A 15,507-nucleotide genomic window follows, 5' to 3' on the forward strand; every position below is an offset into this window, starting at 1 on the left:
TTCGACTGTTCTTCCGCGGAGGGTCCCCGGGCAATCTGCCCGGGGACCCTCCGCGTGTGTGACCCTTGCCCTCATGCCTGTCGTACGTGATCTGCGCGTACTCCTGCGCCTGAGGGACTTCCGCAACCTGCTCACCGTACGGCTGCTCTCCCAGGCCGCCGACGGGGTCTACCAGGTGGCCCTGGCCACCTATGTTGTCTTCTCCCCGGAGAAGCAGACCTCGCCCGCGGCGATCGCCTCGGCGATGGCGGTCCTGCTGCTCCCGTATTCCGTGATCGGCCCCTTCGCCGGGGTGCTCCTGGACCGCTGGCGCCGTCGTCAGGTCTTCCTCTACGGGAACCTGCTGCGGGCCTTCCTGGCCTGCACCACCGGTGTGCTGATCGTCGCGCACGTCCCCGACTGGCTCTTCTACGCCTCGGCCCTGTCCGTGACCGCGGTCAACCGGTTCGTCCTGGCCGGACTCGCCGCCTCCCTGCCGCACGTGGTCTCGCCCGGCCAGCTGGTCACCGCCAACGCACTCTCTCCCACCGCAGGAACCCTGGCCGCGACCGCCGGCGGCGGGCTGGCCTTCCTCCTGCGGCTGCTGGCCTCCGATTCCAACACCGTGGTCGTCCTGCTCGGGGCCGGCCTCTACCTCTGCGCGGCGCTGGTCTCGCTGCGGCTGGCGGTCGATCTGCTGGGGCCCGACCACCGCGCCGGCGTGGTCCACCCGACGGTCACCCAGGGTATCGCCCTCACCGTCCGGGGCATGGTCGAGGGGCTGCGGCACCTGGCCCGCCGGCGCGAGGCCGCCCGGGCGCTCACCGCGATGACGCTGATGCGGTTCTGCTACGGGGCCCTCACGGTCACCCTGCTGATGCTCTGCCGTTACTCCTGGTCGGACAACGAGTCCGACGGGCTCGCCCTGCTGGGCGTCGCGGTCGGCGTCTCCGGAGCGGGGTTCTTCGCCGCCGCCGTCGTCACGCCCTGGATGGTGGGCCGGCTGGGCACCCTGGGCTGGATCACCGCCTGCTCGGCCATGGCCGCCGCGCTGGTTCCCGCGCTCGGCCTGTTCTTCCTGCCGGGTCCGATGCTCGTGGCAGCGTTCGTCCTCGGCCTCGCCACCCAGGGCGCCAAGATCGCCACCGATACCGTCGTGCAGTCCCGGGTGGACGACGACTTCAGGGGCCGGGTCTTCTCGGTCTACGACGTGCTGTTCAACGTCGCCTTCGTGCTCGCGGCCGCCGTGTCCGCGCTCATGCTCCCCGCCGACGGGCGGTCCGCGCTGCTCCTCGTCACCGTTTCCGTGCTGTACGCACTGACCGCCGTCTACCTCGGGCGCCACAGTCGTGTTTCACGTGAAACACACAGCTGACCTCGTCACGCAGCGTGTCCGGGTGGGTGTTTCACGTGAAACACCCACCCGGAGCGTCGTTCATCAGGCCTGCGCGGCCCACCACTCCTTGAGTGCGCCCACTGCGGCTTCCCGCTCCATCGGGCCGTTCTCGAGCCGCAGCTCCAGCAGGAAGGCGTAGGCCTTCCCGATCAGCGGACCCGGGCCCACGCCCAGCTCCTGCATGATCTCGTTGCCGTTCAGGTCCGGCCGGATCGCATCCAGTTCCTCCTGCTCCTGGAGCTGCGCAATGCGCTCCTCCAGGCTGTCGTACGTGCGCGAGAGGGCGCTGGCCTTGCGCTTGTTGCGGGTGGTGCAGTCCGACCGGGTCAGCTTGTGCAGCCGTTCCAACAGCGGGCCGGCGTCGCGGACGTAGCGCCGCACGGCCGAGTCGGTCCACTCGCCGTCCCCGTAGCCGTGGAACCGCAGGTGCAGCTCCACCAGCCGGGAGACGTCCTTGATCATGTCGTTGGAGTACTTCAGCGCGGTCATGCGCTTCTTGGTCATCTTGGCGCCCACCACCTCGTGGTGGTGGAACGAGACCCGGCCGTCGCTCTCGAACCGGCGGGTGCGGGGCTTGCCGATGTCGTGGAACAGGGCCGCGAGCCGCAGCACCAGGTCCGGACCGTCTTCCTCCAGGTCGATCGCCTGCTCCAGCACGATCAGCGAGTGATCGTAGACGTCCTTGTGACGGTGGTGTTCGTCACGCTCCAGACGCAGGGCGGGCAGCTCGGGCAGGACGTGGTCGGCCAGCCCCGTGTCCACGAGCAGGCCCAGGCCCTTGCGGGGGTACGCGGACAGCATCAGCTTGTTCAGCTCGCCCTGCACCCGCTCCGCCGAGACGATCTCGATCCGCTCGGACATCTCCGTCATCGCCGCGACGACCTCGGGGGCGACCTCGAAGTCGAGCTGCGCGGCGAAACGCGCCGCACGCAGCATCCGCAGCGGGTCGTCGGAGAAAGATTCCTCCGGTGTGCCGGGAGTGCGCAGCACGCACGCACGGAGGTCCTCCAGGCCACCGTGCGGGTCCACGAACACCTTCTCCGGCAGCGCGACCGCCATCGCGTTCACCGTGAAGTCGCGGCGGACGAGGTCCTCCTCGATGGAGTCGCCGTAGGAGACCTCGGGCTTGCGGGAGGTGCGGTCGTACGACTCCGAGCGGTACGTGGTCACCTCGATCTGGAAGCCCGCCTTCTGGGCCCCAACGGTGCCGAAGGCGATGCCGACGTCCCAGACCGAGTCGGCCCACGGCCGGACGATCTTCAGAACGTCCTCGGGGCGGGCATCGGTGGTGAAGTCGAGATCGTTGCCGAGACGCCCGAGCAACGCGTCGCGTACGGACCCGCCGACCAGGGCGAGGCTGAAGCCCGCCTTCTGGAAGCGGAGGCCGAGCTCGTCGGCGACAGGGGCGACCCGCAGCAGTTCGCTGACCGCGCGGTGCTGCACCTGATTCAGGGCACTGGGGTTGTCTTCGTTGGCGTTCGGCACAACAGAAAAGGGTACGTGCCCGGCCCGGCAAGGGCTCCCGGGTTTGCGGCCACCCCGCCCTGCGGCGCCGGGGGCGCGGAACCGATCATGTGGAGCAAGGCGCGGCACTCGCACGCAGCGGGTCTCGTTACCATTCCTGGACGCACACACGACGACCACTGACACTTCGAGGGACGGGCTAGCGCGTGGCCGAGGCGGCAGATATCCAGGGGGCGTCCCCCGCTCCTGCCCGGCGCCGGTGGCTGCGGCGCACGGCCGTCCTGCTGGCCGGGACGCCCGTCCTCGCCGCGCTCGTCTCCGCACCCTCGCCCCGGGCGCAGGCGGCCGACGCGGGGGGCGTCGAGGTCCAGCTGAGCACCGTGGCCCCGGCCGCCCCGGTCAAGGGCGACACGCTCACGATCTCCGGCACCGTGGTCAACACCGGCCGCGAGACGATCACGGGCGCCCACGTGGGCCTGCGGGTCGGGCCCGCCCTCGGGGACCGGGCCTCGATCGACGAGGCGGCGGAGCGGGCCGGCTTCCGGGCCGGTACGGACCCGGGCGAGGTCGACCAGGCGTACTCCGCGAAGATCGCGTCGCTTGCCTCCAAGGCCAGCCAGTCCTTCACCCTCTCGATCCCGGTGAACAAGCTGGAGCTGGACAAGGAGGGCGTGTACCAGCTGGGCGTCTCGCTGTCCGGGGAGACCGAGAGCCGGCCCTACGAGCAGGTGCTGGGCATCAAGCGGACGTTCCTGCCCTGGCAGCCGGAGCCGGCTGCCAAGCGCTCCCAGCTCAGCTACCTGTGGCCGTTGGTCTCCACCACCCGGCTGACCGCGGAAACCGGCTCCGACGAGGTGCAGACGCCGGTGTTCCTCGACGACTCCCTCGCCGACGAGCTCAGAACCGGCGGCCGCCTGGAGCGGATGGTCTCGCTGGGCAAGGAGCTGCCGATCACCTGGGTCGTCGATCCCGACCTGCTGTACACGGTCGACGCGATGACCAAGGGCTACCGCTACCGCACCCCGGACGGAAAGATCGTCCAGGGTCGGAACAAGGCCGTCGCCGAGCAGTGGCTGAGCTCCCTCGAAGCGGCCGTCCAGGGCAAGAAGGTCGTCGCGCTGCCGTTCGCCGACCCCGACATCGCCTCCCTCGCCCACCAGGGCAAGGACGTCTCCGGCACCCTCGGCCAGCTGCGGCCCGCCACCGACAAGGCGAAGCAGGCGGTGGAAACCGTCCTGCACGTCACCCCGTCCACCGACTTCTCCTGGCCCGTGGACGGCGCCATCGACCCGTCGATCGTCAACGTCGCCACCTCGGCGGGCGCCCACAACGTGCTCGCCCGCAGCGACAGCCTCCAGGAGACCGGCGCCCTCGGCTACACCCCGTCGGCGGCCCGCCCCATCGGCGCGGGAACCACCGCCGTCGTCGCCGACGCCGACCTGTCGACGGCCTTCGAGGGCGACATGCTGAATGCCGGGAACTCCACCCTGGCCGTGCAGCGCTTCCTCGCCCACAGCCTGGCCCTCAACCTGCAGAAGACCGACAACCAGCGCAGCTTCGTCGTCACCCCGCAGCGGATGCCCTCCGCCAGCCAGGCGCAGTCGATGGCCGATGCGCTGCGCGCCCTGCAGGCGGGCCGCTGGACGCAGCCCGTGGACCTCGACGCCGCTGCCGCGGCCAAGCCGGATGCCGGCGTCAACACCCAGGTCCCGGGCGCCGGCCAGTACCCCGAGGCGCTGCGCAAGACCGAGCTGCCGGTGGCTGCGTTCGAGAAGATCCGCACCACCCAGAACACCCTCGACCACTTCAAGGTCATCCTGACCTCGCCCGACCGCGTCGAGATCCCGTTCGGCAACACCACCAACCGCGAGATGTCCACCTCCTGGCGGGGCCGCCCCCAGGACGCCGGGCACTACCGCAACCAGGTGCAGGAGTACCTGATCAGCCTGACCGAGAAGGTCAAGGTCGTTCCCAAGTCCGACGCCACCCTGTCCGGCCACAGCGCGACCATTCCGGTCAGCGTCCAGAACAGCCTCGTCCAGGACGTCCACAACCTCGTCCTGCGCGTGAAGTCCGCCAACCCGACCCGCCTGATGTTCGGCGACGGCGGCGAGGCCGAGCAGGAAGTCACGGTCCAGGGCGGCCACAGCCAGACGGTCAAGTTCACTGCCAACGCCACCGCGAGCGGGCCCGTCGAGGTCACCGCTCAGCTCTTCACCACGAACGGTGTGCCCTACGGCAAGGAGCGCAGGTTCACCGTCGAGGCCACCGAGATCACACCGACTGTGATGCTGGTCATCGCCGGCGGGGTGCTGCTCCTGGTCCTGGCAGGCATCAAGATGTACGCCAGCCGCAAGCGCGTCGCGGCCCGGGCGGCCGCCGCCGAGGAGAGCACGCAGCCGAGTGACGGGACCCCGGACACCGGACCGCAAAGCACCAGCCCGTCCGGCGCGGGTGAGACAGTGGACCGTTGAGCGATGCCGTGGCCGGCCGGCCTGGGACGATGAGGTGGGGTTTCAATGAACGCGCCGTACGACGGTGACCGCGCGCAGGGCACTGGCGCGCCCGCGCCCTCCTCGGGCGCCGATCCGGGCACGAGGCTGCCCGGACAGGTTCCCGGGCCCGGTCCCACAGCGGACCGCGACCCGTACGTCCAGGACGCCTACGACCGCGACCCGTACCGGGCTCAGGACCTGTCGGCCCAGGACCCGGTCGCCGAGGTCCTCTACGACCGGGCTTCCCACCCCCCGCCGCCGCCCGGGACCTTCCAGGATCCGGGCCCGCTCTACGCAGCGCCGCAGACCGCGCAGCAGGGCCCGGACCCGCGTGTGTGGGCCCAGACCCCGCCGCCCGAGCCGGACGGCCCGTCCCGCCACCTGCGGTACGGCGACCGCACCGCCACCACCCAGTTCGTCGGCGTGGACTCGCTGGTCACCAGCGCGGCGGAGGAGGAAGCCGAACTCGACGCCTTCGCCCACCTGTACAAGGACCAGCAGGCGGCGCCCGGCGTCCCCGCGGAGGACGTGCCCGTCGCCGCCCCGGCGCCGAGCAAGCCGGCCGGTCGTGCCGCCGGTCTGCTCAAGTCCAGTGCGCTGATGGCCGCCGGGACGATCGTCTCCCGCATCACCGGCTTCCTGCGGACCCTGGTCGTCGCCGCCGCCATCGGTGTCGGCACCTTCAACGACACGTACCAGATCGCCAACACGCTGCCGACGATGATCTACGTGCTGGTCGGTGGCGGCGCCCTGAACGCCGTCTTCATCCCCCAGCTCGTGCGGGCCATGAAGAACGACGACGACGGGGGCCAGGCGTACGCCAACCGGCTGCTGACACTGGTCGTCGTCCTGCTCGCCGCCGTCACCACGATCTGCGTCCTGGCCGCACCGGTGTTCATCACCATGATGTCGCCGAAGATCGCCTCCGATCCCGAGCAGATGGAGGTCGCGGTCGCCTTCGCCCGGTACTGCCTGCCCACCATGTTCTTCATGGGCGTGCACGTGGTGCTCGGTCAGATCCTCAACGCCCGCGGCCGGTTCGGTGCGATGATGTGGACCCCGGTCCTCAACAACATCGTGGCCATCGCCACCTTCGGCGCGTTCATCTGGGCCTTCGGCGGCTTCACCACCTCCGGCGTCAGCGCCGCCACGGTCACCCCGGAGGGTGTGCGCCTGCTCGGCATCGGCACCCTCCTCGGCCTCACCGTCCAGGCCCTGGCGATGCTGCCGTACCTGCGCGACGCCGGGTTCTCGCCGCGCCTGCGCTTCGACTGGAAGGGCCACGGCCTGGGCAAGGCCGCCCGCCTGGCCAAGTGGACGTTCTTCTTCGTCCTGGCCAACCAGATCGGCCTGGTCGTGGTGACCCAGCTCGCCACCTGGGCAGGTTCGATCGCCGAGAAGCAGGGACACTCCGGCACCGGCATCACCGGCTACCAGTACGCGCTGCTGCTGTGGCAGATGCCGCAGGCCATCATCACCGTCTCCGTCATGACGGCCGTCCTGCCCCGCATCTCCCGCTCCGCCCACGACGGGGACGCCGCCGCCGTCCGCGACGACATCTCCTACGGGCTGCGCACCTCGGCCGTCGCGATCGTGCCGTGCGCCTTCGCGTTCCTCGCCCTCGGCGTCCCCATGGCCACGCTGCTCTACGCGGGCTCGGGCTCCGGCGCCCAGAACATCGGCTACATCCTGATGGCCTTCGGCCTCGGGCTCATCCCGTACTCGGTGCAGTACGTCGTCCTGCGCGGCTTCTACGCGTACGAGGACACGCGCACGCCGTTCTACAACACCGTCATCGTCGCCGCGGTCAACGCGTCCGTCTCCGCTGCCGCGTTCTTCGTCCTTCCCGCGCGCTGGGCGGTCGTCGGCATGGCCGCCGCCTACGGCCTCGGCTACGCCGTGGGCGTCGGTGTCGCCTGGAAGCGCCTGCGCAAGCGGCTCGGCGGGGACCTGGACGGCGCCCACGTGCGGCGCACTTACACGCGTCTCATCGGCGCCTGCATCCCGGCGGCCGCCGTGGCCGGCGGTGCCGCCTACGCCATCACCCAGTGGCTGGGCAGCGGAGTGCTCGGCTCCGCCATCTCGCTGGTCGTGGGCGGTATCGCCCTGGGCGGTGTCTTCCTGCTCGCGGCCAAGCGGATGCGGATCGAAGAGCTCAACGCGATGGTCGGAATGGTCCGCGGGCGTATGGGTCGCTAGATGCGCACAACCGTCGCACCCCTTCGCGTGTCGTGCATAGCGCCGGACTGTGGGCACAATTGGCATGGCTTCGCAGACTGGCCGACAGCGCGTAACGGATGGGGAGGCAGGAACGACGGTGGCGGAACGTAGCACGGCTGCCGTCGACGTGGCCGACAACGGCGGCGACCAGCCGCTGGTCGCAGATGCGGCCAAGGTCACGGCCGACGGGGTGGACACCCAGAACGGACGAGCCGCGGACGGACCCATGCCAGACAAGGACGGCGAACGCAGGAACGCGGCTTCTGTGGCCGCTCCCGAACTCCACAGCGGCCACAAGCTGGCCCGGCGCTATCGCCTGGAGGAGTGCGTCACCCGTCTGGACGGATTCAGCAGCTGGCGGGCGGTGGACGAAAAGCTGCGGCGGGCCGTCGGGGTCCACGTGCTGCCCGCCGACCACCCGCGCGCCCGCGCGGTCCTGGCCGCGGCCCGCTCCTCCGCCCTGCTGGGCGACCCCCGCTTCGTCCAGGTCCTGGACGCGGTGGAGGACAACGACCTCGTCTACGTCGTTCACGAGTGGCTGCCCGATGCCACCGAGCTGACGGCGGTCCTCGCCTCCGGTCCCCTGGAGCCCCACGACGCCTACCAGCTCGTCAGCCAGGTTTCCCAGGCCATGGCCGCGGCACACCGCGAGGGCCTGTCCCACCTGCGGCTGACACCCAGCGCCATACTCCGCACGTCCACCGGCCAGTACCGCATCCGCGGCCTCGCCGTGAACGCCGCCCTGCGCGGGATCACGAGCGACACCCCGCAGCGTGCGGACACCGAAGCCATCGGCGCACTCCTGTACGCCGCCCTGACCCAGCGCTGGCCGTACGAGATCGACGCGTACGGCCTCTCAGGCCTGCCCAAGGGCGTCGGCCTGCTCCCGCCCGACCAGGTCCGCGCGGGTGTCCACCGCGGCCTGGGCGAGCTCGCCATGCGCGCGCTCGCCAACGACGGGGCCACCGCCTCCCGTCAGGAGCCCGCCTGCACCACCCCGGAGGAACTGGCCAAGGCGGTTGCCGCGATGCCGCGCATCCGGCCGCCGGAGCCGGCGTTCACCCCGCCGCCCGAGTACCAGCAGACCACCTACCAGCAGGGCAGCTACGGCCGCCCGCCGACGCGGCCCGGTGGGCCCGTCCCGCATGCCGTCCCGCTTCCCCCTCCGCCGCCGCTGCAGAGCCGCACGGGCCGGGTCCTGAAGTGGGGTGTGGCAGCGCTGCTGATCGCCGCGCTGGGCCTGGGCAGCTGGCAGCTCGCCGACACGCTGCTGGACCGCGTCAAGGGCAACAGCGGCAACAGCGGCAGCACCACGCAGCCCGCCAAACCCGATGACCAGAAGCAGGTCAAGGAGTCCAAGCAACTGCCCATCAGCAGTGCCACGGTGTTCGGTAAGGACCCGATCAAGCCGGGCGACGCAGCCAAGGCCGTCGACGGCGACCCCAAAACGGCGTGGGTCACGTTGTCGTTCAAGTTCTCCTCGAACTTCGGCAACCTCGACTCGTACGACGACGGCAGCGGCATCATCGTCGACCTCGGCAGCGTCCGAGAGGTGACGAGTGTCGAAGCGGACATGCACGGCGGGGGCCACAAGGTCGAGATCCTTGCCGCACCCGCGGAGGCGACCTCCGCGCGCGGCCTCTCCGACTTCACCCAGCGGCTCTCCAGCCTGCAGGTCGCAGCGAAGAAGCTCGAGGCCAAGCCAGACGCTCCGGTGAAGACGCGCTTCGTGGTGGTCCACATCACCAACCTGCCCGCCGAGGACGGTGGCGGCAGTTGGCGGGGCGGGATCAGCGAGATCAAGGTGCTCGGACCGGTCGACTAGTCCGGACGCCGACGTCGACGAGGGTCCGCTGTGCCGAGGTACAGCGGCCCCTCGTATTCGTCCCGCCCGCCCCGTACGCTCCCTCCGGGGAGGGGAGGTGTGATGCACGACGCGACGAACGGCGAGGCCAGCGACCGCGACCTGCTCGCCCGGCACGTCGCCGGGGACCCGGATGCCTTCGGCGAGCTCGTGCGCCGGCATCGCGACCGGCTCTGGGCGGTGGCCCTGCGCACCCTCGGCGACCGGGAGGAGGCCGCCGACGCGGTGCAGGACGCCTTCGTCTCCGCCTATCGGGCCGCACACACCTTCCGCGGCGACTCCGCCGTCACCACGTGGCTGCACCGCATCACCGTCAACGCCTGCCTCGACCGGGCCCGGAAGGCCGCCTCCCGCAGGACGGCCCTCCTCGACGACACGGACCGCCTGGAGCGCCTCCTGGAGCCGCACGAGTCCGCCGAGGCCCCCGCTGAGCGCGAGGACCTCCAGCGTCAGCTGTTGGCCGCCCTCGGCACCCTCCCGGTCGACCAGCGGGCCGCTCTGGTCCTGGTCGACATGCAGGGGTACTCCGTCGCCGAGGCCGCCCACGTCCTTGACGTCCCTGTCGGCACGGTGAAGAGCCGGTGTGCGCGCGGACGGGCGAAACTCGTCCCGATGCTCACTCATCTGCGCTCGAATGCCGGGGATAACACCGCCACGGAGCGGGGAAGGAACCGGACGCCGGGGACACCCGTCCCACCAGCGGCAGACCCCAGTCAGCCAGCCCCAGGGGCAGACACGGTGAAGGGCGGAGGTGGACGAACGTGACTCCCGCAGCCGGCACGATCCGGCACCCTGACGTCTCGGAAATCTCCGACCTGGCCGAGGGCCTCCTCTCCCCGGTCCGGACCGCCGAGGTACGCCGCCATCTGGCCGAGTGCCCGCTGTGCGCGGACGTGCACGCATCCCTGGAAGAGATCCGCGGCCTGCTCGGTACGCTGCCGGGACCGCCCCGCATGCCCGTGGACATCGCCGGACGCATCGACGCGGCGCTCGCCGCCGAGGCGCTCCTGGACTCCACGACCCCGGGATCGGGCACTGGCAGTGACACCGACCGTGTTGTTTCACGTGAAACAACGACGACGGTCCCCTCCGGGCGGGACGTGCGCCGGCCCACCGGTCACCCGGTCGGCGCAACCGGGCCCGGGCGCCGCCGCGCCCGTCGCCGGATCGCCGTCATCGCAGGCCTCGCCGGGGCCGCAGCCTGTGCGCTCGGAGTCTTCCTCGCCGGAAACCTGCTGGGTGGCTCCCCGGACACGGCCGCCCGCAAGTCCGCCACGAGCGACCTGGCGCAGGCCCCCGCAGACGGCGCCTACACGCCCCAAGGGCTGAAGGACAGCGTGCACCGCCTGCTGGCTTCGACAGGAGGGGCCAAGCAGGCCTCCCCGCAGACGCAGCAGCAGGAGAACCGCACGTACGGGCTGGAGAACACCTCCCCGGCTCCGGGTGACCGGGCGGGCACGAACGCCACTGCGGTTCCGTCCTGCGTCCTGAACGCGACCGGCCGCAGCGAGACCCCGCTCGCCGTGGAACGCGGCCGCTACCAGGGCGGGGAGGTCTACCTGCTCGTGCTTCCGCATCCTGGTGACTCCGGCACGGTGGACGCCTACCTCGTCGGTGCCGGCTGCGCGGTCACCCCGTCGGACGGCACGGACCGGCCCCTGCTGACCAGGACCTACCCTCGAAGCTGACAGCTTGCGGTTCGTGGGTGAGCGGGCCGGGAATGCGCGCGCCGTAGGATCCGTTGGGTGGGGTGAGGCTCCACACCGGCCTACCAGGGCCCGCAGCGCGCAGTCCACAGAGACGAGGAAGAGACCCGTGAGCGACGTACGAAACGTGATCATCATCGGTTCCGGGCCCGCCGGTTACACCGCGGCCCTGTACACCGCACGTGCCTCGCTCAAGCCGCTGGTCTTCGAAGGCGCCGTCACCGCCGGTGGCGCGCTGATGAACACCACCGAGGTCGAGAACTTCCCCGGCTTCCAGGACGGCATCATGGGGCCGGACCTGATGGACAACATGCGCGGCCAGGCCGAGCGCTTCGGCGCGGAGCTCGTTCCGGACGACATCGTGTCCGTGGACCTCACCGGTGAGATCAAGACGGTCACCGACACCGCCGGCACCGTGCACCGCGCCAAGGCCGTGATCGTGGCCACCGGCTCCCAGCACCGCAAGCTCGGTCTGCCCAACGAGGACGCCCTCTCCGGCCGTGGTGTGTCCTGGTGCGCCACCTGTGACGGGTTCTTCTTCAAGGACCAGGACATCGCCGTAGTCGGTGGTGGCGACACCGCGATCGAGGAGGCCACCTTCCTCTCCCGGTTCGCCAAGTCCGTCACGGTCGTTCACCGCCGCGACGCCCTGCGCGCTTCCAAGGCCATGCAGGACCGGGCCTTCGCCGACCCGAAGATCAAGTTCGCCTGGGACAGCGAGGTCTCCGCGATCCACGGCGACCAGAAGCTCTCCCACCTCACGCTGCGCAACACCAAGACCGGTGAGCTCTCCGAGCTTCCCGTGACCGGCCTGTTCATCGCCGTCGGCCACGACCCGCGCACCGAACTGTTCAAGGACCAGCTGGAGCTCGACGAGGAGGGCTACCTCAAGGTCGACGCCCCCTCCACGCGCACCAACGTGACCGGCGTGTTCGGCGCCGGCGACGTCGTGGACCACACGTACCGTCAGGCCATCACCGCGGCCGGCACGGGCTGCGCCGCGGCCCTCGACGCCGAGCGCTTCCTCGCCGCCCTTTCGGACGCCGAGAAGGCGCACGCGGCGGTCTGACCCCCAAACACCCCCCACCTCAACACCCCGCAGGAAGAATTAGGAGGCCGCTGTGGCCGGCACCCTCAAGAACGTGACCGACGCCGACTTCGACGCCGAGGTCCTCCGGAGCGACAAGCCCGTCCTGGTGGACTTCTGGGCCGAGTGGTGCGGCCCGTGCCGCCAGATCGCCCCGTCCCTGGAGGCCATCGCTGCCGAGTACGGCGACCAGATCGAGATCGTCAAGCTCAACATCGACCAGAACCCGGCCACGGCCGCGAAGTACGGCGTCATGTCGATCCCGACCCTGAACGTCTACCAGGGCGGCGAGGTCGTGAAGACCATCGTCGGCGCCAAGCCGAAGGCCGCCATCCTGCGTGACCTCGACACCTTCATCGAGGCCAAGGCCGTCTGACGGCAATGTTTCACGTGAAACGGGGCCGCCCCTGACAAGGGGCGGCCCCGTTCCGCGTTTCGGTCCCCTTACAAGGGGCGCAGGGCCGGCTCCTTCCGGGCCGCGCCCAACAGCCGGTCCAGCGCCAGCTCCACGTCTTCCTTCCACGACAGCGTCGAGCGCAGCTCCAACCTCAACCGCGGATGCACCGGATGGGGACGCACCGTCTTGAAGCCCACCGCGAGCAGGTGGTCCGCCGGCAGCAGGCACGCGGGCGCTTCCCAGTGCGCGTCGCCGAATGCCTCGATCGCCCGGAAGCCCCGCCGCAGCAGGTCTTTGGCCACCGTCTGGACCATCACCCGCCCGAGGCCCTGCCCCTGATACCCCGGCATGATCCATGCAGTGATCAGCTGGACCGCGTCCGGGGACACCGGGCTCGTCGGGAAGGCCGTGGATCGGGGCACGTAGGCCGGCGGCGCGTACAGGACGAACCCCACGGGAACCTCGTCCACGTAGACCACCCGGCCGCACGATCCCCACTCCAGCAGGACGGCGGAGATCCACGCCTCCTTCTCCAAGGCCGGAGTCCCCGCCTTGGTCGCGGCCTCACCGCTGACGGGATCGAGCTCCCAGAACACACAGGACCGGCAACGCAGAGGCAGGTCCTGGAGGTTGTCCAGTGTGAGTGGTACCAACCGACGCCCCATGAGCGCATCGTATCCACGGTCCGAATCAGGAGAAACCGCAACAAGGCAAAGGGGCGGGTCGCACCGGCGCCCACCGGTACGACCCGCCCCTCGGCGGCAGGGGACTCACTCCCCGGACGGTCGCTGCTCCAGTACCCGGCCCTCACCCGGCGCCAGAGTCGCCAGGATCCGCTCCAGGTCCTCCATCGAGGCGAACTCGACCGTGATCTTGCCCTTCTTCTGGCCCAGATCCACCTTCACCCGGGTGTCGAAGCGGTCCGACAGCCGCGTCGCGAGATCACTCAGCGCCGGGGAGACCCGGGCTCCTGCCCTCGGACCCTTCGGCTTCGCAGGGCTCTCGGGCTCGGAGCCCATCAGGGAGACGATCTCCTCGACCGAGCGCACCGACAGGCCTTCGGCCACGATGCGCGCCGCCAGCTGTTCCTGCGCCTCGGAGTCCTCCACGGGAAGGAGGGCACGCGCGTGACCGGCCAGCAGGACACCCGCCGCCACACGTCGCTGCACCGTCGGCGCCAGCTTGAGCAGCCGCAGCGTGTTCGTCACCTGGGGACGGGAGCGCCCGATCCGGTCCGCGAGCTGGTCATGCGTGCAGTCGAAGTCCTTCAGCAGCTGGTCGTACGCGGCGGCCTCTTCCAGCGGGTTGAGCTGGGCCCGGTGAAGGTTCTCCAGCAGCGCGTCGAGGAGAAGCTTGTCTTCGTCCGTCGCCCGGATGATCGCCGGAATGAGCTCCAGACCGAGCTCCTTGCACGCACGCCAGCGGCGCTCGCCCATGACCAGTTCGTAGCGGTCCGGACCGGACTGCCGCACCACCACCGGCTGAAGGAGGCCCACCTCCCGGATGGAGGTCACCAGCTCCGCCAGCGCGTCGCCGTCGAACACCTCGCGGGGCTGCCGAGGGTTAGGTGTGATCGCGTCGGTCGGGAGCTCTGCGAAGGTCGCCCCCGCCACGCTTTCCGCTGCGGGCTCCGCCGCCTCGGGCGCATGGTCCGGCTCGACCGGAGCCGATGTTTCACGTGAAACATCGGCTTGGGCAAGTGTGGCCAGCTTCGCCGCTGCGATCCCGCGTTCCGAGGTGAGCGTGGGCATCGCCGCCGGCGAGGTGGAGCCCGCACCGATCACGGCGGGCGTCTTCTCCTGGGGGGCTTGGGGGATCAGCGCACCGAGCCCCCGGCCCAGACCCCTTCGTCGCTCGCTCACTGGATCCCCTCCGCCACACTCTGCGTGTTGTTCAGGCCCGCACCCATATGGGCGTTCCGGGCGTCGTACTGGATGCCGGCCCCGCGCAGCGCGATCTCACGCGCCGCCTCCATGTAGGAGAGGGAACCGCTGGAACTCGGGTCGTAGGTGAGCACCGTCTGCCCATAGCTCGGAGCCTCGGAGATACGCACCGACCGCGGGATGCTCGTCCGCAGCACCTCGCTGCCGAAGTGGGTACGAACCTCCTCCGCCACCTGGGAGGCCAGCCGGGTCCGGCCGTCGTACATCGTCAGCAGGATGGTGGAGACGTGCAGCGTCGGGTTGAGGTGGGCCCGCACCAGGTCCACATTGCGCAGGAGCTGGCCCAGGCCCTCCAGGGCGTAGTACTCGCACTGGATCGGGATCAGCACCTCGGCACCCGCGACCATCGCATTCACCGTCAGCAAACCCAGCGAGGGCGGGCAGTCGATGAGGATGTAGTCCAGCGGCTGCTCGTACGCCTGGATGGCACGTTGCAGGCGGCTCTCACGCGCGACCAGCGAGACCAGCTCGATCTCCGCGCCTGCCAGGTCGATGGTGGCCGGGGCGCAGAAGAGGCCCTCCACGTCCACCACCGGCTGGACCACCTCCAGCAGCGGCCTGCTGTCGACCAGTACGTCGTAGATCGAGGGGACGTCCGCGTGGTGGTCGATGCCGAGCGCGGTGGACGCGTTCCCCTGCGGGTCGAGGTCGATGACCAGGACCCGTGCCCCGTGGAGCGCCAGGGAAGCAGCCAGGTTCACAGTCGTCGTGGTCTTGCCGACGCCGCCCTTCTGGTTGGCGACGACGATCACGCGGGTCCGGTCCGGTCGGGGCAGCCCCTCGCCGGCCCGCCTCAACGACTCCACGGCGAAGGGGTTCGGCCTGGCAGACCTGTCGTTGTCGACAAGGGGCGGTGGGGGGGGGGGGGGGGGGAAAGAACCAACCCAAACCCCCGAAAAGGGGGGAGGGGGCAGGGGGGGCAACAGGCCCCACAAAGCGGGGTTGGCCCCCAACAT

Annotated in this window: 12 protein-coding genes; 8 read left to right on the forward strand and 4 right to left on the reverse strand. The window is 70.5% G+C overall.

Translation table 11 applies throughout. The features are described from left to right. The first annotated feature begins 73 nt into the window (after window positions 1-73). Entirely contained in the window at window positions 74-1,354 is a 1,281-nt protein-coding gene (locus tag ACZ4VL_RS05405) for an MFS transporter (protein ID WP_468196113.1), read from the forward strand. Between the two features lie 63 nt (window positions 1,355-1,417). Here the strand turns inward: ACZ4VL_RS05405 and ACZ4VL_RS05410 are convergent, their stop codons facing one another. Continuing rightward, window positions 1,418-2,860, reverse strand: coding sequence for a CCA tRNA nucleotidyltransferase (locus tag ACZ4VL_RS05410; protein ID WP_468196115.1), 1,443 nt, complete (start codon window positions 2,858-2,860; stop codon window positions 1,418-1,420). Between the two features lie 185 nt (window positions 2,861-3,045). Here ACZ4VL_RS05410 and ACZ4VL_RS05415 point away from each other — a divergent pair, with 185 nt between their 5' ends. From ACZ4VL_RS05415 to trxA, 7 genes are all read left to right on the forward strand, one after another. Continuing rightward, window positions 3,046-5,313, forward strand: a complete 2,268-nt coding sequence (locus tag ACZ4VL_RS05415; RefSeq protein WP_468196118.1) for a DUF6049 family protein — start codon at window positions 3,046-3,048, stop codon at window positions 5,311-5,313. Window positions 5,314-5,358: 45 nt separating this feature from the next. Continuing rightward, window positions 5,359-7,533 carry a murein biosynthesis integral membrane protein MurJ gene (gene murJ / locus ACZ4VL_RS05420; RefSeq protein WP_468196121.1) on the forward strand — a complete coding sequence of 725 codons (2,175 nt, stop codon included), beginning with the start codon at window positions 5,359-5,361 and terminating at the stop codon, window positions 7,531-7,533. Between the two features lie 118 nt (window positions 7,534-7,651). Continuing rightward, the gene (locus tag ACZ4VL_RS05425; protein ID WP_468196124.1) at window positions 7,652-9,379 is read left to right on the forward strand and encodes a protein kinase family protein; all 1,728 of its coding nucleotides are present in this window, start codon (window positions 7,652-7,654) and stop codon (window positions 9,377-9,379) included. Window positions 9,380-9,481: 102 nt separating this feature from the next. Further along, the gene (gene sigM / locus ACZ4VL_RS05430) at window positions 9,482-10,183 is read left to right on the forward strand and encodes an RNA polymerase sigma factor SigM (protein ID WP_468196126.1); all 702 of its coding nucleotides are present in this window, start codon (window positions 9,482-9,484) and stop codon (window positions 10,181-10,183) included. Continuing rightward, window positions 10,180-11,106 carry an anti-sigma factor family protein gene (locus ACZ4VL_RS05435; protein WP_468196128.1) on the forward strand — a complete coding sequence of 309 codons (927 nt, stop codon included), beginning with the start codon at window positions 10,180-10,182 and terminating at the stop codon, window positions 11,104-11,106. Before sigM ends, ACZ4VL_RS05435 begins: the two co-directional genes overlap by 4 nt. A gap of 127 nt (window positions 11,107-11,233) precedes the next feature. After that, complete coding sequence (gene trxB, locus ACZ4VL_RS05440) at window positions 11,234-12,193, forward strand: thioredoxin-disulfide reductase (protein ID WP_468196130.1); 960 nt, start codon at window positions 11,234-11,236, stop codon at window positions 12,191-12,193. A gap of 52 nt (window positions 12,194-12,245) precedes the next feature. Further along, window positions 12,246-12,587: a thioredoxin gene (gene trxA, locus ACZ4VL_RS05445; RefSeq protein ID WP_361093086.1), complete on the forward strand. Its 342-nt coding sequence runs from the start codon at window positions 12,246-12,248 to the stop codon at window positions 12,585-12,587. A 68-nt stretch (window positions 12,588-12,655) separates the two neighbouring features. On the opposite strand, the gene ACZ4VL_RS05450 is transcribed toward trxA, so the two are convergent. The 3 genes from ACZ4VL_RS05450 to ACZ4VL_RS05460 form a co-directional block, all read right to left on the reverse strand. Beyond that, on the reverse strand, window positions 12,656-13,273 hold the full coding sequence (locus ACZ4VL_RS05450; protein WP_361093083.1) for a GNAT family N-acetyltransferase: 618 nt from the start codon (window positions 13,271-13,273) through the stop codon (window positions 12,656-12,658). A gap of 105 nt (window positions 13,274-13,378) precedes the next feature. Further along, window positions 13,379-14,470 carry a ParB/RepB/Spo0J family partition protein gene (locus tag ACZ4VL_RS05455; protein ID WP_468196134.1) on the reverse strand — a complete coding sequence of 364 codons (1,092 nt, stop codon included), beginning with the start codon at window positions 14,468-14,470 and terminating at the stop codon, window positions 13,379-13,381. After that, entirely contained in the window at window positions 14,467-15,507 is a 1,041-nt protein-coding gene (locus ACZ4VL_RS05460; protein ID WP_468196137.1) for a ParA family protein, read from the reverse strand. Before ACZ4VL_RS05460 ends, ACZ4VL_RS05455 begins: the two co-directional genes overlap by 4 nt.

This window comes from Streptomyces sp. NPDC029014 (assembly GCF_055564695.1).